The 17,525-nt window shown below is 66.2% G+C and carries 20 protein-coding genes; 6 read left to right on the top strand and 14 right to left on the bottom strand.

Features of this window, described 5'->3' with window-relative positions; all coding sequences use genetic code 11:
* Nucleotides 1-81: 81 nt before the first annotated feature.
* The 3 genes from ACFQQC_RS18350 to ACFQQC_RS18360 all read right to left on the bottom strand — a co-directional run bounded on the left by ACFQQC_RS18350 (nucleotide 82) and on the right by ACFQQC_RS18360 (nucleotide 2,899).
* Entirely contained in the window at nucleotides 82-1,323 is a 1,242-nt protein-coding gene (locus tag ACFQQC_RS18350) for a type IV secretory system conjugative DNA transfer family protein (protein ID WP_376863986.1), read from the bottom strand.
* A gap of 85 nt (nucleotides 1,324-1,408) precedes the next feature.
* Nucleotides 1,409-2,401, bottom strand: a complete 993-nt coding sequence (locus ACFQQC_RS18355) for a FecR family protein (RefSeq protein WP_376863987.1) — start codon at nucleotides 2,399-2,401, stop codon at nucleotides 1,409-1,411.
* 9 nt (nucleotides 2,402-2,410) lie between these two features.
* Nucleotides 2,411-2,899 (bottom strand): RNA polymerase sigma factor, encoded by a 489-nt coding sequence (locus tag ACFQQC_RS18360; RefSeq protein WP_376863988.1) that lies wholly within the window; start codon nucleotides 2,897-2,899, stop codon nucleotides 2,411-2,413.
* Between the two features lie 506 nt (nucleotides 2,900-3,405).
* Here ACFQQC_RS18360 and ACFQQC_RS18365 point away from each other — a divergent pair.
* Nucleotides 3,406-3,648 carry a response regulator transcription factor gene (locus ACFQQC_RS18365; RefSeq protein WP_376863989.1) on the top strand — a complete coding sequence of 81 codons (243 nt, stop codon included), beginning with the start codon at nucleotides 3,406-3,408 and terminating at the stop codon, nucleotides 3,646-3,648.
* 396 nt (nucleotides 3,649-4,044) lie between these two features.
* Here the strand turns inward: ACFQQC_RS18365 and ACFQQC_RS18370 are convergent, their stop codons facing one another.
* The 7 genes from ACFQQC_RS18370 to ACFQQC_RS18400 are packed head-to-tail and all read right to left on the bottom strand — an operon-like array spanning nucleotide 4,045 to nucleotide 10,443.
* Nucleotides 4,045-4,509, bottom strand: a complete 465-nt coding sequence (locus ACFQQC_RS18370; RefSeq protein ID WP_376863990.1) for a PaaI family thioesterase — start codon at nucleotides 4,507-4,509, stop codon at nucleotides 4,045-4,047.
* Entirely contained in the window at nucleotides 4,506-5,726 is a 1,221-nt protein-coding gene (locus ACFQQC_RS18375; RefSeq protein ID WP_376863991.1) for a multidrug effflux MFS transporter, read from the bottom strand. Before ACFQQC_RS18375 ends, ACFQQC_RS18370 begins: the two co-directional genes overlap by 4 nt.
* Nucleotides 5,723-6,568 carry an alpha/beta fold hydrolase gene (locus tag ACFQQC_RS18380; RefSeq protein ID WP_376863992.1) on the bottom strand — a complete coding sequence of 282 codons (846 nt, stop codon included), beginning with the start codon at nucleotides 6,566-6,568 and terminating at the stop codon, nucleotides 5,723-5,725. Before ACFQQC_RS18380 ends, ACFQQC_RS18375 begins: the two co-directional genes overlap by 4 nt.
* 43 nt (nucleotides 6,569-6,611) lie before the next feature.
* Complete coding sequence (locus ACFQQC_RS18385; protein ID WP_376863993.1) at nucleotides 6,612-7,481, bottom strand: alpha/beta fold hydrolase; 870 nt, start codon at nucleotides 7,479-7,481, stop codon at nucleotides 6,612-6,614.
* Nucleotides 7,478-8,491, bottom strand: coding sequence for an NADP-dependent oxidoreductase (locus ACFQQC_RS18390; protein ID WP_376863994.1), 1,014 nt, complete (start codon nucleotides 8,489-8,491; stop codon nucleotides 7,478-7,480). Before ACFQQC_RS18390 ends, ACFQQC_RS18385 begins: the two co-directional genes overlap by 4 nt.
* A gap of 34 nt (nucleotides 8,492-8,525) precedes the next feature.
* Nucleotides 8,526-9,617: an alkene reductase gene (locus ACFQQC_RS18395; RefSeq protein ID WP_376863995.1), complete on the bottom strand. Its 1,092-nt coding sequence runs from the start codon at nucleotides 9,615-9,617 to the stop codon at nucleotides 8,526-8,528.
* A 37-nt stretch (nucleotides 9,618-9,654) separates the two neighbouring features.
* Nucleotides 9,655-10,443, bottom strand: coding sequence for an SDR family NAD(P)-dependent oxidoreductase (locus ACFQQC_RS18400; RefSeq protein WP_376863996.1), 789 nt, complete (start codon nucleotides 10,441-10,443; stop codon nucleotides 9,655-9,657).
* A 101-nt stretch (nucleotides 10,444-10,544) separates the two neighbouring features.
* Between ACFQQC_RS18400 and ACFQQC_RS18405 the strand changes: the two genes are divergently transcribed.
* Both ACFQQC_RS18405 and ACFQQC_RS18410 read left to right on the top strand, forming a co-directional pair.
* Nucleotides 10,545-11,147, top strand: coding sequence for a TetR/AcrR family transcriptional regulator (locus ACFQQC_RS18405; RefSeq protein ID WP_376863997.1), 603 nt, complete (start codon nucleotides 10,545-10,547; stop codon nucleotides 11,145-11,147).
* Between the two features lie 139 nt (nucleotides 11,148-11,286).
* Complete coding sequence (locus ACFQQC_RS18410) at nucleotides 11,287-11,733, top strand: MaoC family dehydratase (RefSeq protein WP_376863998.1); 447 nt, start codon at nucleotides 11,287-11,289, stop codon at nucleotides 11,731-11,733.
* Nucleotides 11,734-11,779: 46 nt separating this feature from the next.
* Here the strand turns inward: ACFQQC_RS18410 and ACFQQC_RS18415 are convergent, their stop codons facing one another.
* From ACFQQC_RS18415 to ACFQQC_RS18425, 3 genes are all read right to left on the bottom strand, one after another.
* On the bottom strand, nucleotides 11,780-12,409 hold the full coding sequence (locus ACFQQC_RS18415; protein WP_376863999.1) for a TetR/AcrR family transcriptional regulator: 630 nt from the start codon (nucleotides 12,407-12,409) through the stop codon (nucleotides 11,780-11,782).
* 499 nt (nucleotides 12,410-12,908) lie between these two features.
* Entirely contained in the window at nucleotides 12,909-13,382 is a 474-nt protein-coding gene (locus ACFQQC_RS18420; protein ID WP_376864000.1) for an AtaL-like protein, read from the bottom strand.
* A gap of 32 nt (nucleotides 13,383-13,414) precedes the next feature.
* Nucleotides 13,415-14,296: an SDR family oxidoreductase gene (locus ACFQQC_RS18425; RefSeq protein ID WP_376864001.1), complete on the bottom strand. Its 882-nt coding sequence runs from the start codon at nucleotides 14,294-14,296 to the stop codon at nucleotides 13,415-13,417.
* Between the two features lie 99 nt (nucleotides 14,297-14,395).
* Between ACFQQC_RS18425 and ACFQQC_RS18430 the strand changes: the two genes are divergently transcribed.
* Nucleotides 14,396-15,289 (top strand): LysR family transcriptional regulator, encoded by an 894-nt coding sequence (locus ACFQQC_RS18430; protein ID WP_376864002.1) that lies wholly within the window; start codon nucleotides 14,396-14,398, stop codon nucleotides 15,287-15,289.
* A gap of 450 nt (nucleotides 15,290-15,739) precedes the next feature.
* On the opposite strand, the gene ACFQQC_RS18435 is transcribed toward ACFQQC_RS18430, so the two are convergent.
* Nucleotides 15,740-16,003 carry a hypothetical protein gene (locus ACFQQC_RS18435; RefSeq protein WP_376864004.1) on the bottom strand — a complete coding sequence of 88 codons (264 nt, stop codon included), beginning with the start codon at nucleotides 16,001-16,003 and terminating at the stop codon, nucleotides 15,740-15,742.
* A 348-nt stretch (nucleotides 16,004-16,351) separates the two neighbouring features.
* Between ACFQQC_RS18435 and ACFQQC_RS18440 the strand changes: the two genes are divergently transcribed.
* Nucleotides 16,352-16,978 carry a TetR/AcrR family transcriptional regulator gene (locus ACFQQC_RS18440; protein WP_376864005.1) on the top strand — a complete coding sequence of 209 codons (627 nt, stop codon included), beginning with the start codon at nucleotides 16,352-16,354 and terminating at the stop codon, nucleotides 16,976-16,978.
* A 9-nt stretch (nucleotides 16,979-16,987) separates the two neighbouring features.
* Complete coding sequence (locus ACFQQC_RS18445) at nucleotides 16,988-17,503, top strand: hypothetical protein (protein WP_376864006.1); 516 nt, start codon at nucleotides 16,988-16,990, stop codon at nucleotides 17,501-17,503.
* Nucleotides 17,504-17,525: the final 22 nt, after the last annotated feature.

Here is a 17,525-nt window from a genome sequence, read left to right on the forward strand (position 1 = left end):
CCTTGGCGGTGGAGCGGCGCGACCCGGCCGGGCCCGGCGCGGGTCCGAGGCGGTTGGACGGCGGGGCTGCGTCAGGCGTCTTCACGGCTCGCGCTCCAGCACGGCCGTATCGACGACGCGGTCCAGCCAGGCGCCCACGGCGTCTTCATCCGCCCCCGGCGGAGGAGGCGGCAGGCCTTCGGCGGCGAAGGCGCGCGCGATGACGTCGAAATCCATGGGATCCTCCTCCAGAGCAGGGGGCGGCGCCGGTGTGGCGACCGGAGCCAGATCGGGCGCGGGCCGCAGTCGGCGCTGAAAGACGCGCTCCCGGAAATAGGCGATCTTCCGGCCCCGGATCGGGGGCAGGCCGGCCTTCAGCACGATCAGGGCCGTCTGACGGAGCTGCATCAGCTCCTGGGGCAGCATCAACGCCCGGCGCTGATCTGAGACCGTCGTGCTGCGCCGGCCCGGGCTGAGCCCCGTCGGCCGGCTGCGGCTGCGGCCCTCGGTCGTATAGGCGCCGAGCCGATCGCTGAGCTCCTGGGCGATCTTGAGCTCCTTGGGCGCGAAGACGATCTCGACCCCGCAGTTGGTCATCACCTCCTCGGCGACGTCCGGGCCGTAGAGGGCCGATGCGCCATCGAGCAGCACGTCCGCGCGGGCGATTGCGCTGCTGGGAAGATTGGAGATGTCCGAAAAGTCGCCGGCGCTTCCGGTGCCCGCGATCCGCCGGCCGTTGACCAGAACGAGGGTCGCGTCCGCCCGGAGACCCCGCAGGTTAACCCCGGTCGCATAGGCGGAGTTGCGGCTTGTGCGGTCGGCCCCCGTGCCGGCCGAGCCCTCATAGGCGGCTCCGGTGAAGTTCTGCGGCAAGGCGGCGAGCGTCTCGGCGACCGTCGCGCGACCCTGCCGCGCCACGTCGTCCTGGGTGATCACAGTGACCGGCGACGGGCTCTCCGCCCCCCGCAGATAAGTGCCCGTGACGACGACTTCCTCAAGCTGCGTCGCTTCCGGTTCGAGTTCGGCGCGGGCCGAGGGATCAACGAGCACGAAGACCGTCGGATGGCTCTGGCGATAGCTCAGGCCGGTCCCGCGCAAGAGCTCCGCGAGCGCGGCCTCCGGGGTGTAGTCGCCGGTGAGGGCCCGAGCCTGGCGGCCGGTGACGAGTGCGCTCGGATAGAGGATCTGAAGGCCGCTCTGCTGGGCGAACACAGGCAGGCTGCGCCCAAGCGGACCGGCTCCGATGCTGAACGTCCGCGCGGCCGCGGTCGATTGCGCGATGACCGGCGTCGCGACACCCAGCATGAGCGCGACGAGCGCGGTTGAAGTGAATCTGTAGCCCATGATCTCCCCCTCTTTTCTACCCGCGGCTTTGCGGGGCGGGGAGGAGACGTTGGGTCGCGGGGCGTCCCCTAAGTCCGGACGCAGATTATTTTCGAGCCGGCGCGGAGAGGATCACGTGACCGTCGGCTGAGGTCACGGCCTCGAGGTGATAGAGATCGCGCAGGGCGGCGACGAAGCCATCGACGTCGCCGGCGTTGAACACGCCGCTGACGCGGATCGACGAGATGCGTTGATCGCGAAGCTCGATCGGCTTGGAACTGTAGCGGTTCACCTCCGCCACGGCTGCGGCGATTGGCGTGTTCTCGAAGGTGAGCCGTCCGACCGTCCAACTGGTCTCGGCAGGGACATTGACCGCAACGACCCGGGGCGTCGACGCCGACGTCGTAACTTCCTGGCCGGGCGCAAGGGTCCACTGCGCATCGGTCGAAGAGGACTTGTGGACATCAACACGCCCTTCGACCAGGACGACACGCGCCCCCGAGCCCGATCGCCGAACGTCAAACCGGGTCCCGACGGCGGTGACTTCGGTGTCACCCGCCTGCACGAGGAAAGGCCGCCCGGCGTCACCTTCGACCTCGAACATGGCGCGTCCGGAGGTGAGCGTGACCAGGCGACGGGCGTCGGTGAAGCGAACCGTGATCCGGGAATCCGTGTCCAGGACGACGCGGGAGCCGTCCTCCAAGCGTACGGTGCGCTGCTCGCCGATGGCCGTATCGTAGGCGTGGGGCCGCTGGACGGACCACCAGGTCAGGCTCCCGCCTCCAATCGCCAAGGCCAGCGCACCCGCGATCCCGAGCGGGATCAGGCGACGGGTGTCGCCTGTCCGGCCACGGGGGCGCGCCCGTTCGGCCCGGCCGAGGGCCTCATCGGCGAGACCCGCCATTGCGGGGCTTTCGGCGAGCGTTCCGGCCGCTTCCCACATCGCCTCGAGTCGACTGAAGGCGCGGGCGTTCTCGGGATCCCGCCGCCAGTCGCTGAATTCCTTGATGTCGGCGGTCGTGACTTGGCGCTGGTTCAACTTGCTGAACCATTCCGCCGCTTCCGTGCGCCTGATTTCGGCTTCAGCCTCGATCGTCATCCGTCTTGCCTACAGGTCCAGCCGAGACGCGCAGTACTCGAGCGCCTTGGACATTCGCCATTCCACCGCTTTTACGCTGATCCCAAACGACTGGGCGATCTCCGGATAAGTCATACCGCCAAAGCGGCTTAAGACGAAGACGTCGCGGTAGAGTTGCGGCATGGACCGGATCACCTGTTCCAGCAGAACCTGATCGAACTGGGGCGCGGCCTCGGCTTCGGTCGGTCGTTGAAACGCCCGATCTCGCCGTCGCCGTCCTTCTTTCCGGCTCTCGTCACGGACCAGGTTCAGGGCGATCTTGAGCAGAAACGCCTTCGGGTGGCGGATGTCATCCAGCGCATAGGGCGCGGCGCGGATGTAGGTCTCCTGGACGACGTCGGCCGCCGCCTCGGCGTCGACATGGGCTCTGAGGCGCCGATCCAGCCAGGCGGCATAGCGCCGATAGAGACGGTTGATACCGTCCTGCGCCTCCGTCCCAAGCTGCTTCGTATCGGTCACGACGGTTCTCCGGCCTCTCGACGAGAGGGTCCGGAACCCAGACGCGTCCACACGGCCCGGGACAGGCGCGCAGGCGCGCACCGTCAGGCGTTGGGAACGGGCAAACGCGCGATGCGCGACGCCGTCGATGATTTGATATCGCACAGGGGATTCCAGGCCCCACCAACGCAAGCGTCGGCCTCGCCAGCATGAATCAAACGGAATCCCGGCGCAAGCCGGAGGGGTCGGGCGTTGGAATCCTCTGCGATCGCGAGGCCCGCTGCTTCGGATCACAGCGGCGCCCCTGTCGCTAGGACAGACCCCGGCTCAAGCTGTGCGCCTATCTCACGGCGCCCGACCTGGGCGGTCTATTAGGGCGTCTACTCGACGGCAAGCGCGTCAATTCGCCCTACGGAGCAGGCGGCGCCGACCGCAAAAAACTGGCGGGCGTCCCGCAATTCACTGTCGTTGCCCGGCTGCTGATTCCCGCTCACCGTGCATCAGGATCAACAAAAGCCGAGCCCAACATGGAGCCCAATCGTCACGCGGAACGCCGCCCTGCCATCCTTCTGAGCGGACGCGAGGCCGAGTGTCTGCTCTGGGTCAGCCGCGGGAAAAGCTCTGCTGACATCGGGCAGATCGTTGGGCTCTCCCCGCGAACCGTCGACAGCTACATCGAGAAGGCCTGTGCCAAATTGGGTGTACGAACGCGGATTGAGGCGGTCGCGGTCGGAGTTCGCACTGGCCTCATCGACCCCGAAGACGGCTGAGCCCGGGGGAACTGTCTGGCCGGCTCGTGAAGGGGAGGGGGCGGGTCTGGAACTTCTGTACAGAAGCCCGGAAGTTTCGGCCCTGATCGCCGCCGACGCATTGCGTCCCCTGGCTCAAGACCAGCGCCTATCCGTTCCGGAACCCGCCGACCTCATCTTGTCGGTCGTTAGCCTGGTTGTCGATTGCGCTCGCGAGGTCCGTCCGTTGGCTTGTTGGAATCTGCGGAAGCACCAAGGCTCTTGGTAGTCCGTCTTCTGCAAGAATGACGGTCAATGATATTTAATGAACTCGAAGTGGATCGGTGCAGATGCGGGCGTCATGCGGTGAAACGCCGACGCGCAGTTACGGGGCCACCAAGCCTGGACTGGGTGGCGTAGGCTGTGAAGCCTTCGCCCTCATGAGGCGGCCGGTTCGAGTGGGAAGATCAGCAAGGTCGAGGTCGCTGTCGCGCACAGCCGTCCTTGGCGGTCGATCAGACGTCCTTCGGTGTAGGCGACGCGACGCCCCAGAGAAACAAGCTTGCCCTCGCAGCGGACCGGGCCGCTGGCCTCGGTCAGGGCGCGATGATAGGCGACCTTCAGTTCGAGCGTCGTGAAGCCCTGTCCGGCCTCGAGGCAGGAATGGGCCGCGCCGCCGCATGCGGTGTCCAGGATGGTCGCGGCGTAGCCGCCGTGCACGGTTCCGAGCGGATTGAAAACCGCACGGCTGATGCGGCCTTCGAACTCTACACGACCCCGTTCGACGGTGATGAGGTCGAAATCCAATGTCCGCCCGATCGGGGCGTGGAGGTCCCCATTAAGGATGGCCTGCATTTGAGCCAGGCCATCCTGGCCGAGAAGGTCGCTGGCGATCAGGGTCAATGGGTCGTTCCTGTGGATTTCAATCCGTCGAGCACGACGGGGGCGAACATGAGGGTGGCCAGGGCGCAGCCGCCGGCGATCACGATCGCACACCCGGTGACAGGTCCAAACGGAAGAAGGCCGATGAGGGCGGTGCCGACGGCCGCGCAGGCCATCTGCAAGAAACCCAGCAGTGCGGACGCCATGCCCGCGTGGGCTCCGAACGGTTCCAGCGTGATCGCAGTCCCGATCGGATTGATCAGGCCCATGCCGAGCAGGAAGATCGTCACGGCGCCCATGAAGGGAAGCGGAGACATCGCTTCCGCGCCGGCGAGAAGGCCGAGGCCGCCCGCCAAGGCGATGACCACCCCGGCCATCCCCGCCTTGGCCGCGCCCCAGCGACGCGCCAGGCGCGGACCCGCCAGACCGCTGCCGAACACCAAGAAGACGGTGGCGGCGAAGAAGACACTGAGGCCGGCAGCGCTGAGCCCCACCTCCGCCATCAGAATAGCCGGCGCCGCACCGAAGAAGGTGTAGAGGCAGCCGATCATCAGGCTGACGGTCAGGGCCGGGGCGATGAAACGGCGGTCGCCGAGAAGCGCGCGATAGGTGCGGACGATATGCCCTGGACGAAGGGGCCGCCGGAGATCCTGCGGCAGGGTTTCGCCGGACCGCAGGAGAAAGTGAGCCGCCAGCAGCAGAGCCGCGCCGAGCACCAGAACGAAGGTCGCGCGCCAGCCGAACCAGAAGGTCGTAGCGGCGCCGAGCATGGGCGAGAATCCGGGCGCGGCGGCCATGGCGATCATGACCAGCGACAGGGCGTGGGTCAGGGCCGGTCCCGCATAGAGGTCCCGCGCGATGGCCCGCGCCAGGACCGCCGTCGCACACGCGCCCAAGGCCTGGATGACCCTTCCGACGATGAGAACGGGCAAGGTCGGCGCCAGGGCGCAGACCAGACTGCCGACCGCGAAGACGCCCAGACCGACCAGGACCGGCGTCGAGCGGCCGATGGCGTCCGTAACCGGTCCGACGATCAACTGCCCCAAGGCAAAGGCGATGAAGAAGCTGCTCAGGGTCCAGGCCAGATCACGCGGGCCGACGTCGAGCGCCTTCGCCATGTCCGGGAAGGCGGGCAGCATGATGTTGGTGGCCAGGGCGCCCAGCGCAGCCAACCCGGCCAACAAGGCCAGGCGGCTGGCGCTGACACGCTCCGACATCGGCGGGACCCGTCCGGTCATTCTTCGAGGAACTGAATCGCGTGTTTGAGGAAGCGCTCGGGATACTGGAAATGAGCCCCATGGCCGGCGTCCGGGTAGACGATCAACTGGGCGTTCGGGATGTTCTGGACCATGTGCCAGGAGTTGATCGTGGCGATCATGACGTCGCTGACGCCGTTCACGATCAGGGTGGGTTGGGTGATTTCGGCCAGGTGGGCGAACGGTCGTTCCGGATCCAGCGGGGTGACGAAGGCGGTGTTGGCCTCGATCTGACCCATCATCAGTTCAGGTGAACTCGGCGGATCCTGATCCACCCGCTGGTGGCGACGGTCCCAGAACGCTCGACCGGCCTGTTTGGCGGCTTCGGACGGGCCGAAGAACAGGAACAGGAAGTCTTCTACGGTCGGAACGGGTCGCGGTGCGACCTCGAAAATCCTGGGGTTGGGGTCGGGATCGCCGCCGCGCGGCTGGGTGCCCAGAAGCATCAGCTTGCGCACCCGGTCCGGGTGGCGGCGGGTGATTTCCTGAGCGACCATCCCGCCCAGCGAGAAGCCGACCACATCGACCTGCGCCAGCCCGAGGGCGGCTATCACCTTGGCGGCGTCGTCGGCCATGTCCTCGATCGTGGTGCGGGGAGCCCCGGAGGAGGAGGCGCAGCCCCGATAGTCGTAGAGCATGACCTCGCGGCCGGCGGCGAGGCCGTCCGTCATCAGCGGATCCCAGTGGTCCATTCCGCCGCGGAAGTGCTGGAAGAAAAGCAGGGGCGGCTGGCCCGTGCCGGACGCGCCCCAACGGCGATAGGCGAAGCGGTCGCCATCGATGTCGATATGGCGGGTCGGGGCGGTCAGATGGGTGTTGGACATGGTCGGCTTCCTTGAAGGAGGGAGGCTGGCGTGGGAGGACGACTCAGTTGTCGAGGAACTTCAGGGCCTTGGGCACGAAGACCTCATGATACTGGAAGATGCCGCCGTGCCCGGCGTCGGGGTAGAGGACGAGTTCCGCGTTCGACAGGCGGTTCGCCATGTCGATGGAGTTGGCGCTGGGGACCATGATGTCGTGATCGCCGTTGGCGACCAGGACGGGCTGCTGGATCGCGCCCAGATCCTGGGGCGGTAGGTTGCCCCAGGCCTCGATGGCCCGCAGCTGGCGACGGAAGGCGGCGATGGTGATCGGCTTGTCCCGATCGCGGCGGCGTTCCTTCAATCGCTGCAGGAAGGCCTTGGCGGCGCCGCGGCCGACCTTGCTGGAGGTGAAGAACAGATAGGTCTTCGGGTCCTTCAGGGTCAGCATGCCCTTGAGGATCAGCGGGCCGGATACGGCCCCGACCTTGTTGATGCCCGGGCCGCCCGCCGGGCCCGTGCCGGTGAGGATGACCTTGCGCGCCAGATCGGGCGCCTGGCGCAGCATGTCCTGCGCGACGAAGCCGCCCAGCGAAAAGCCCATCAGATCGATCCGGGCAAGCCCCAGGGCCTTGAGGACGGCCAGCACATCGGTCGCCGTCTCGGCCACTGTCAGAGGGGCGTCTCCGCCGGAGGCGCCGACGCCTCGATAGTCGAGGGCGAAAAGGGTGCGGTTCTGCGCCAAGCCATCGAGGATGCGGGGGTCGAAATTGTCCAGCGTCGCGCCCCAATGATTCAACATCACCAGAGGCAGGCCGCCGCCCGATCCGAGGCGACGATAGGCGAAGGTGGTTCCCGCCGCCTCGACCGTCCGGCTGGGGGTGGTGCTCCAGGTCTCTGCGACCGAGGCCGAGGCGTTCGAAAGGGCGGCGTTCACTGTGCATCCTCCCTGATCGTGACGACGACCTTCCCCTTCGCCCGGCCGGTTTCGATGTAGGCGAGGGCGGCGTTGAGATCGGCGAAGGCGAAGGTGCGATCCAGCACCGGGCGGATGTCGCCGGCCTCGATCAGGGCCGTGATCCGTCGCAACTGGTCGCCGTCTGCGCGCATGAACAGGAAGGAATAGTCGATGCCCTTGGCGGCGGCCTTGCGCCTGATCTTGCGGCTCAACAGGCGCAGGACCAGCTTCAGGATCGGGTTCAGACCCTGAGCCCTGGCGAAGCCGGGGTCGGGCGGACCGGAGATCGAGATCAGCTTGCCGCCGGGCTTTAGAACGTCCAGCGAGCGTTCGAGCGTGTCCGCATCCAGGCTGTTAAGAACGGCGTCGTATCCCGATAGCAGGGCGGCGAAGTCCTGGGTCCTGTAGTCGATGACGACATCCGCCCCAAGGCTCCGGACCAGGTCGGCGTTGGCCGCGCTGGCCGTGGTGGCGACCTGCGCGCCAAGATGTTTGGCCAGCTGGATGGCGAAGATGCCGACCCCGCCCGAACCGGCATGGATCAGCACCTTCTGGCCTGGGCTCAGCCTGGCGCGCTCGACCAGAACCTGCCAGGCGGTCAAGGCGACAAGGGGAATGGAGGCCGCCTCCACCATCGTCAGCTTGGCGGGCTTCGGCGCGACATCGGCTTCATCGACGGCGATGAACTCGGCGAAGGTTCCTATCCGACCGTCACGAGGGCGGGCGTAAACGGCGTCGCCGACCTTGAACCGTCTGGCGTTCGGTCCGACACGGACGACCCTGCCAGCAACATCGTGGCCGAGCACGAGGGGAAGGCGATAGGGCAGGATGGGTTTGAACTCGCCGTCGCGGATCTTGGTGTCGAGCTGGTTGAGGCCGGCCGCATGCACTTCGATCAGGACGTCCGTGTCGCGCAGGGCCGGGTCGGGACGCTCGCCCGGACGCAAGGCGCTCTTCTTGGCGTAGCGGTCGAGAACATAGGCTTTCATTCGAGGTTTCCTTCGCTGCCCGGCAGCCGGCGCATCAGGCTTGGGCGGCGTCGAGCGAGGGATAGTCGGTGTAGCCCTCGGCGCCGCCGCCATAGAGGGTCGCCGGATTGAGGTCGGCCAAGGCTGCGCCGGTCTTCAGCCGTTCCACGAGATCGGGATTGGAGATGAAGCTTCGGCCGAAGGCGAACAGGTCCGCCGCACCTTCCTCCAGTCGCGCCGCGGCGAGCGCGCGGTCGTAGCCGTTGTTGGCGATGTAGGTGTTCTTGAAGCGGCGGCGCAGCGATCCATAGTCGAAGTCGGCGTTGTCGCGCGGTCCGCCGGTCGCACCCTCGACGACGTGGATATAGACCAGCCCCAGCGCGTTCAGTCCGTCGACGATATGGTCGAACTGGGATTGCGGGTCACTGGACGCGATCGCGTTGGCAGGCGACGCAGGCGAAAGCCGGATCCCTGTGCGGTCAGCGCCGATTTCCTCGGCGACGCCTGCGGCGACCTCCAGCATCAGCCTTGCGCGGTTCTCGACCGATCCCCCGTAGGCGTCTGTGCGGACATTGGCGCCGTCCTTGGCGAATTGGTCCAGCAGATAGCCGTTGGCGCCGTGAATCTCGACGCCGTCGAAACCGGCCGAGATCGCGTTCGCGGCGGCGTTTCGGAAGTCCTGGACGATGCCGGGAAGCTCTTCCAACTCAAGGGCGCGCGGCTCGGACACGTCGACGAAGCCGTTGTTGACGAAGGTCTTGGTTTCGGCCCGGATCGCCGAGGGGGCGACCGGCGCTGCGCCGCCCGGCTGAAGGTCGACGTGCGAGATGCGGCCGACGTGCCAGAGCTGCAGGACAATGCGACCGCCCGCTTCGTGAACGGCCTCGGTCACTCGGCGCCAACCCTCGATCTGGGCAGGGCTGTAGATGCCAGGGGTGTCCTGATAGCCTTGGCCCTGTTGCGAGATCTGCGTCGCCTCGGTGATGATCAGACCGGCCGTTGCGCGCTGGCGATAGTATTCCACGGCGAGGTCGCCAGGGACGAAGCCCGGTCCCGCCCGGTTGCGCGTCAGCGGGGCCATCACGATGCGATTGGACAGGGTGACAGGGCCGAGGGCGTAGGGCTCGAACAGGTTGGCGTCGGTCATGCGAGTTCTCGTGGTTTGGTCTGGGGGAAAAGTCGTGTCAGGCCGGATCGCGGTAGCGCTTGGCGGGAACCGTGGTCCCGAACCCGGGCAGCATGGCCTGGCGGGCGCCCTGGAAGGCGTCCCACTGGGCGGCGTCGTGGAGGGGAGGGATGGTGACGGGCTCGCGACGATCGAAACCAACCAGGGCGGCGTCGACGAGATCGGCGGCCTCCATCAAAGGCGGCAGGGTGTCGAGGTCGGCGCCCGAACGCCCCCAGATTTCGGTGCGTGTGCCCGCGGGCAGCACGGCCTGGACGTAGACGCCCTTGGGACCGAGTTCGAGCGCGAGGCCCTGGGAGAGATAGAGGACGAACGCCTTGGTCGCGCCGTAGAGCGTCAATCCGAACTCGGGGGCGAGGCCGACGACGGAGCCGATGTTCACGATCGCGCCGGTTCCGGCCCGGGCCAGACGGGGAGCGATCGCGTTGGCGAGGCCGGCGACCGCCGAAATGTTCAGGGCGATCAGGTTCTGGACGTCAGCACCAGACTGTTTGGCGAAACCGCCGCCGAGACTGGCGCCGGCATTGTTGATGAGGACGCCGATGCGGTCGTCCTCACGCAGACGACGGGACACCGCGTCCAGATCCGAAGCATCTGTCAAGTCGGCCTTCACGACGTCGATCGACACGCCGGTCTCGGCGCGCAGGGTCGAAGCGAGGGTTTCCATTCGCTGGGCGTCCCGGGCGACGAGCACCAGATCATGGCCTCGACGCGCGAAGCGATCGGCGTAGACGGCGCCGATGCCGCTGGAAGCGCCGGTAATCAGAACGGAGGGAAGATCAGGCATGGGATGGAACTCCTTGCGGGCTTTATTCATGATGGGCGTCATCTGTTGCCAAATATGATGTCTGTCATGTATAAGTCAACAGAGAGTTGGAGAGTTTGGAAATGAGAGTGACGCGCGAGCAGATGCAGGCCAACCGGATCCGGATTCTGGACGCCGCCGGTCGCCTGTTTCGAGAGAAGGGGTTCGAGGCCGTCAGCGTGGCCGAGGTGATGAAGGCGGCGGGGCTGACGCACGGCGGCTTCTACGGCCACTTCGAATCCAAGGACGATCTGATCGCCCAGGCGATTGCTCACATCTTCAGCGGGGATCCGCAGGGTCCCGAAGACCTAGCCGGCATGCTGGACGCCTACCTCGCCCCACAACACCGCGACAGGGTTGCGCAAGGCTGCCCGACCGCAGCCTTGGTCGCCGACGTCCGGCGTCAGAAGCCGGCAGCGCGTCTCGCCATGACGGCGGGCTTCAAGGCCCAGGTCGATCGCATCGCCCTGGCGATGGCGAAGACCGAGCCGGTCCAGGCCAGACGGGCGGCGATCGGCGCGTGGACGTCAATGGTCGGCGCCCTCGTGCTGGCGCGCACCATTGATGACGCCGCCTTGTCCGACGAAATCCTGCGGGAAACGCGGAACTGGCTCCGCGACGCGACAGATTCAGTCCGCGAGGGCGATGACGCCCTGGTGGCGTCTCCGGCTCGAGTTCGACGATAGGTCGCGGCTCGATCGGAGCCCACGGAGGTCCGGGCCGCGCGCCGCGGACTCGTTTCGACGGCTCGGTGCGACACCGCGGCCCGATCGGGCCGGGTCACAGAGGCGATCACGGAGACAGTTTGGCCAACAGGAGGCGATGATGGAGTATTTCGAGGACGTTGTGATCGGTGACACGGCCCGTTTCGGGGCCTATGCCGTCGAACGTGGGGAGGTCATCGCCTTCGCCGAAAAGTTCGATCCGCAGCCCTTCCACCTGTCCGACGAGGCGGCCGCGGAAACGCCGTTCAAACGGCTGGCGGCGAGCGGTTGGCACACCTGCGCCATGACCATGGCGATGACCGTCGCCTATGGCCAGGAGCGCAAGCAGGCGCTTCTCGGCTCGCCTGGCATTGACACCCTGCGCTGGCTCAAACCGGTCTACCCCGGGGACACGCTTCGCTGCGAGACAGAAGTGGTCGAGACGCGACGGTCGCAAAGCCGCCCGTCCATGGGTCTGATCAAGACGTCCGTCACGGTCTTCAATCAGGACGACGTCGCCGTCATGACGTTCATCGCCAATATGATGATGCAGGCCCGGCCGGCCTGAACACGGGCGAGTCTCGAGGCGCTCCGCTCGCGGACCGCCTCGCGGCCTAAAGCCGGCGCCGATTCACAGCGAGGTCAATGACGGAGCCGATCTGCTCTCCTGTCATCCCGTCGCGCGCCTGGCTCGACAGCCCGGCGAGCAGGCCGCTTATATAGAGCGAGAGTTGCGCCGCAGTTTGAGGGTCGACGAAGCGTTCCAGGCTGGCGGACAACCGACTGCGCAGGTTGTTTCGACTGTCTCTAAGCCGCTGGACGATCGGGTCGCACATCGGGCCGGCTTGCAGGGCGCCGTTCCAGATCATGCAGCCCCGTTCATGAGGACGGCTCGTCCACCGTCCGGCGGCGTCGTGGAGGAAGGCTCGGACCCCGGCCTCCAGATTCGGCGCGGCCGTCAGAATTGCGAGATCCACCGACCCGATTGTCGTTTCGTAGTGGCGCAGGGCCTCGTCGAACACGTCAGACTTGCTGGCGAACGCTGCGTAGAAGCTCGGAGAGGAAATCCCCATGGCCCGGGTCAGAGCGGCGAGCGAAACGCCCTCGTAGCCATGACGCCAGAAGAGGCGCATCGCCACCTCCAAGGCGGCATCCCGATCGAATTCCCGCGGCCTGCCCTGCCTTCTTGCGCCAGTCTTCTTCTCGCCTGCGAGTGCGCTGGCCGAATCGTCAGGGCCAGCCATGGCCGCTCATCGGAAGGGACGGAGGGGCGAACACGCGCGTTATGTCCCACCTTAAATGACACTGATCATCCAGCGCGCCAAATATGACGATGGTCATCTATATGTCAATCGGGGACGAGTATCAATTTGCCAAGACCGACTCTAAACGGGCGAGGCTCCGGGCGCACCGGACCGTGGATGAAGGCGGCCAGACCAGAGCTTCGGGCCAGGCACCAGACGGCCGGACTTTTTTAGACTTTCGATCTTGAGGCGAAACGCCGATGTCAGCTTCCCAGCCGAGGGCCTATCGGATCCTCCAGAGCGGTGCCTCCCGGTCCGACCCACCCTTCGTCCCGGCAAGTCGGTCTCGATCTTGTCTTCGAGCGAGAACTGATCTGCTCTACGTCTTGGGCCGATCCGGGCCTGGTTGTCGTCTTAAACGACAATTTGGGCTGTCCGCGCCTGGGGTGCGGCTAACCTCGCAGGAGCCGCGAAGCTCACGGCTCCTGCTGAAGCATAATCAGAGCCTTCCCTGTGCGATCAACTCGCGCGTCCGTGCCAGTGTCGACAGGAGGGCGGCTTTGTAGCCCTTGTCGCTGTCAAACCGGACCTGCTCGGCCTGTTCCAAAGGGCTGCCCGGCAGGCCGTCGCGCAGGCCCAGGAAGCAATAGAAACGAAGCTGCAGGTCGCCGTTCTGGTCCTCGAACAGTTCGTTGACGATGGCCCCTTCGCGAGGGCCGGTCGCCTGGAAGAAGGTCACCTTTCGCTCCGGTTCGAGGGTGATGATTTCGCGCAGTTCAGCACCGGCGATCGTGGCTTCCCGCACGAAATGGGTCGCGCCTTCCTCGATCACCTCGCAGCGGGTGCAAAGACCGTCGGGAAGGAAGAGCCGTGCGTCGCGCGCCTTTAGTTCAAGGCCGGCCCACACCTGGGCACGGGTCAGTTCGGGTTGTCCGGCGGCGTTCACCGGAACGGTGGCGGTTGAATAGATCATGGTCCTGATTCCTTGAGGGTCTGCGGCTGCGATCAGGCAGCGGACGTTGCGTCGGCGGCGATGCGGGCCGCGAAATCGCGGTAGGTGTGGAGCGGGCGGCCGAGGAGGGCGGTCAGGCGCTCGACATCGCCGGTCCCCGGGATCATGCCGTCGCTGACGAAGCGCTCGGCCATCAGCCGCATTTCATAGGCCATCCATCCGGGCACGAAATTCGCCAGGTTATGCTCGAATCGGGTGGGATCATCGCCGCCATAGACGACCGGGCGGCCCAGGGCGTCCGACCAGACCGCCGCCACGTCCGATCCCGTGAGCGTATCAGGGCCGACCAGATTGATGGTTTCGATCGGCAGCTTGCCCGGGGCCTGATCGCGGCGGATCAGTTCGATGGCCGCAACCTCGGCGATGTCGCGGATATCGACCATGGCGAGACCCTTGCCGCCGATCGGCATCGGATAGACGCCGTGGTTCAAGATGACGTCCGTGATCGTCAGTTCGTTGTCGATGAAGTAGGCGGGACGTAGGATCGTGGCGCTGAAGCCAATGTCCTCGATCATCCGCTCGGCGCCGGACTTCACTGCGAAGTGCGGCACGTTCACGAAGCGATCGGCGTGGATCACCGACAGATAGACAACCCGCTCGACGCCGGACTGCCGGCCGACGTTCAGGGTGATGAGCGCCTGGGTGAATTCGTCTGCCGCCACCGCGTTGAGAAGGAACAGCGTGCTGACGCCGGCGAAGGCGGTTCGCAGCGTGTCGATATCGAGCAGGTCGCCTTGAACGATATCGACGCCGGCCGGGAAGTCGGCCTTCGAGGGATCGCGAACCAGGACGCGCACGTCGGCGCCGCGATTGATGAGTTGCTGGACGACTTGGCGGCCGATGCGGCCGGTGGCGCCGGTGACGAGGATGGTCATGGAAATCTCCGGGGTTTGAGGGAACAGCCGGGAAATTAGAGATCCACATGATGGTCGGTAGGCCCTAGATTGGGACGCTACGTCTCACTGGTGGAACGCATGGACCTGCTCGCGCTCGCGGACTTCAATCTGGTCGCCCGCCATGGAGGGGTCGGCCGCGCCGCCCGCGCCGCCGGGCGCCCCAAGGCGACCTTGTCCCGCAGGGTCGCGAACCTCGAGGCCGGCCTAGGCTTGCGTCTGTTCGAGCGTGGCGGGCGGACGCTGAAGCTCACCCAGGAGGGACGGGCGCTCTACGAGCGGACGGCCGCCCTGCTTACAGAGCTCGATGAGACCGCGGCGGGGATTGTTTCCGGCGGGAGCACCCCTCGCGGTCTGCTGCGGATCAGCGCGCCGTTGCTGTTCTCGCAGATCGCGATGGGACGGCTGGCGGCCGGGTTCGCCATGGCATTCCCGGACGTCCGTCTGGAAGCGACAACGGAAGATCGGGCCGTCGACATGGTCGAGGAGGGCTATGATGTGGTGATCCGCGTGAACCCGGATCCAGACGAGACCCTCGTCGGGCGCGCCTTTCTGCGCGACCGTCTGGTCGTGGTGGCCAGCCCCGATCTTGCCCGGCCCAAAGACGGATCGGCCGTCCCCGCCATCGCGCGCGGCACGGCGTCCGGAACCCAGGTCTGGTCGGTGGCGAACCCAGCCGGACCTTCGGACATCCTGATCGACCCGGTCCTTGGCCTGTCATCGATGATCATGGTCCGCGATGCGGTTCGGGCAGGGGTCGGCGTCGCGCGACTTCCGGTGTCGCTCGTCAGTCGCGACATAGCGGCTGGCCGCCTGGTGCATTGGGGCGACGTCGACGGGCCTGAAATCACCCTGTGGGCCCTGTACCCGTCGCGTCGCCTGCTCAGCCTCCGGGTTTCGGCGTTTCTTGATCACCTCAAGTCCGCATTCCCCACCGGCGAACCGGACGAATTGGCCGCTTTTATCGACGTGTGAGGATAGCTGGGACGACGCCTCGACAAACCACCCGGAGCCGCGAGGTCACGCAGGACGAACATGTCGGCGTGTTCTCGACCTCGCCCATCTGCGAGTCCCCGGCGTCCCCGGCAAGAGGTGAGCCTGCGCCAGCGGCGCGGTCGCCCTGGCATCGACGCCGAACGGCGTCGGTTGGCTGCGCGGGGCAAGCTCCATTCTCGAAATCAGGCGCCTCGCCGGGGAACTACGGGATGTTTCCCGGGTGTTCCTGGTGGAGATGCGACAACCCGGTCAGGCCGCGATCAAGGGTCTATCGCTGATCCGCCGAAGCCGCCCGGACTGTCTTCGCCCGCTGAGCCGGGGGCGGCGGCAGCCCCACCCAAGACGAGTGCTGCAGCGAGGCGTGTCGCCACGCGCTTCAAAAACGCTCCATGGTCTTGTTTCGCCTGGCGGTGATGCCCCATCCCAGCGCTAGATCGTCCGATCGACGATCGGATCGTGCACTGCGTCCAGCCACCCGCCCAACTTCGATGGGGCGCCGTCGACCCGCATGCCCCCCTCAGCGATCGCGCGATCTCTTGCCGCCACGTATGCTGGATCGTCGCTACGCAGCAGGTTCAGCTCGCGCGCGACGGCAGCGGTGACCTCGACAATCGCCTCGGCGCGCTCGTCGCGGCCCGCACCGATCCGGAAGGTTGGTCGGCCCTCCGCGATGTCGAAGCGGATGCCCTGCACCAGACCATCGCCGAGCTCGGCGCGATTGCACCGGCTAGCACGCGGTGTCGGCACACTCCCGACCTCGGGTTCGGTCGGGTGGGCATCGGGCCGCTCATTCCTTCAAGATTGGGGGAGAGCGACGCTGTGATCAAATTAAAGTAAGTCGTCAATATGTGATGTTAGTGCAACTAACTTCGGGGGGGGGATTGACGGTTAGAAACCCCGCTATCACTGTCATCGCGGGGTGCCGGCGCACTTTTCACGACCGATCGCCGAGGTCGGACGATCGATCAAAATGCGCTCAGATCGTGCACCGGAGAGAATTCATGTTGCGAATGCGATTTATATGTTATAACCAATAACATCATGACCGGCACACGCACCTACAACTCGGGTCTTCGTCGCGAACAAGCGGAGGGTACGCGGATACGAATCCTCGATGCCGCGGCGCGGATCCTCGAGCGCGATGGCGCCGACGCGGGCATGACGAACCGCAAAGTCGCCGCAGAAGCCGGCGTGACCGAGATGACTGTGTACCGCCACTTCCCAAGCCGAGCTGTGCTCGACGAGGCGCTTTGGCGTCACATCAACGACAAGCAGGGCGTGGCGGGCGGTTTCCCCGACCGCTTCGAGGCGATGATCGAGCGACTCCCCGAGCTCTTTGCGTCCTTCGACGCCAACCCTGCTCATATCACGAGCACCGTCACCACGCCGACTGGCCGCGAGATGCGCGCCAGCCAGGATGAGGTCCGGCGTGCCGCCTTCCTTGCGGCGGTCGCTCAGGGTGCTCGTGATCTCCCTGTCGAAGATCAGCGGCGAGCCGCCGCTGTCCTTCAGCTGCTGTATTCCGCCTACGCATGGATCTCACTGCGCGAGCAGTGGGCGCTTGAAGGGACCGACGCTTCTGCCGCGGTCCAGTGGGCGGCGCGTACCCTTGTGAACGACCTTCAAGAACGCGGCTCCACGCCGCTGCTCCCCCCGCACGAAACCTAGAGACCTTCCATGATCGCCCACTTCTCGCTCCCCGCCCGCGACCCCCAAAGCGTGGCGGCGGTTTTCGCTGACCTCATCGACGGCGTCGCCATGCCGTTCCCGGTCGTTCCCGGCGCCTGGGTCGCCATCGCCAAGGACGGGTCCGGGACCGGTATCGAAGTGCTGCCCGAAGCGTCCGCTCACAATCAAGGTGATGGGGATGCTGACCCCTCGGGTAAGGCCAACGGGCCGGAAGTCATGCCGTGGGAAGTGCAGATCCGACAGGACGGCGCCGCGCAGGACGCCAGCGGTTTTCACGTTGCGCTGACGAGCCAACTGTCCAGCGAGGAGATCGTGACGGTCGCCCGCGCCCAAGGTTGGCGAGCCGTCGCCTGCGATCGCGGCGGCGTGTTCGACTTGGTCGAGGTCTGGGTCGAGAACCGCTTCCTCGTCGAAGTGCTGCCCCCGGCGGGCACGGATCGCTACCTCGCTTTCTACAATCCGGAAGTCGCGGGGCGGATGTTCAACATGGCGCCGCCAGCATGAGCGCTCTTCCCGCCGCTCTCTG

The organism is Brevundimonas sp. GCM10030266 (assembly GCF_042666595.1).
GTDB lineage: Bacteria > Pseudomonadota > Alphaproteobacteria > Caulobacterales > Caulobacteraceae > Brevundimonas.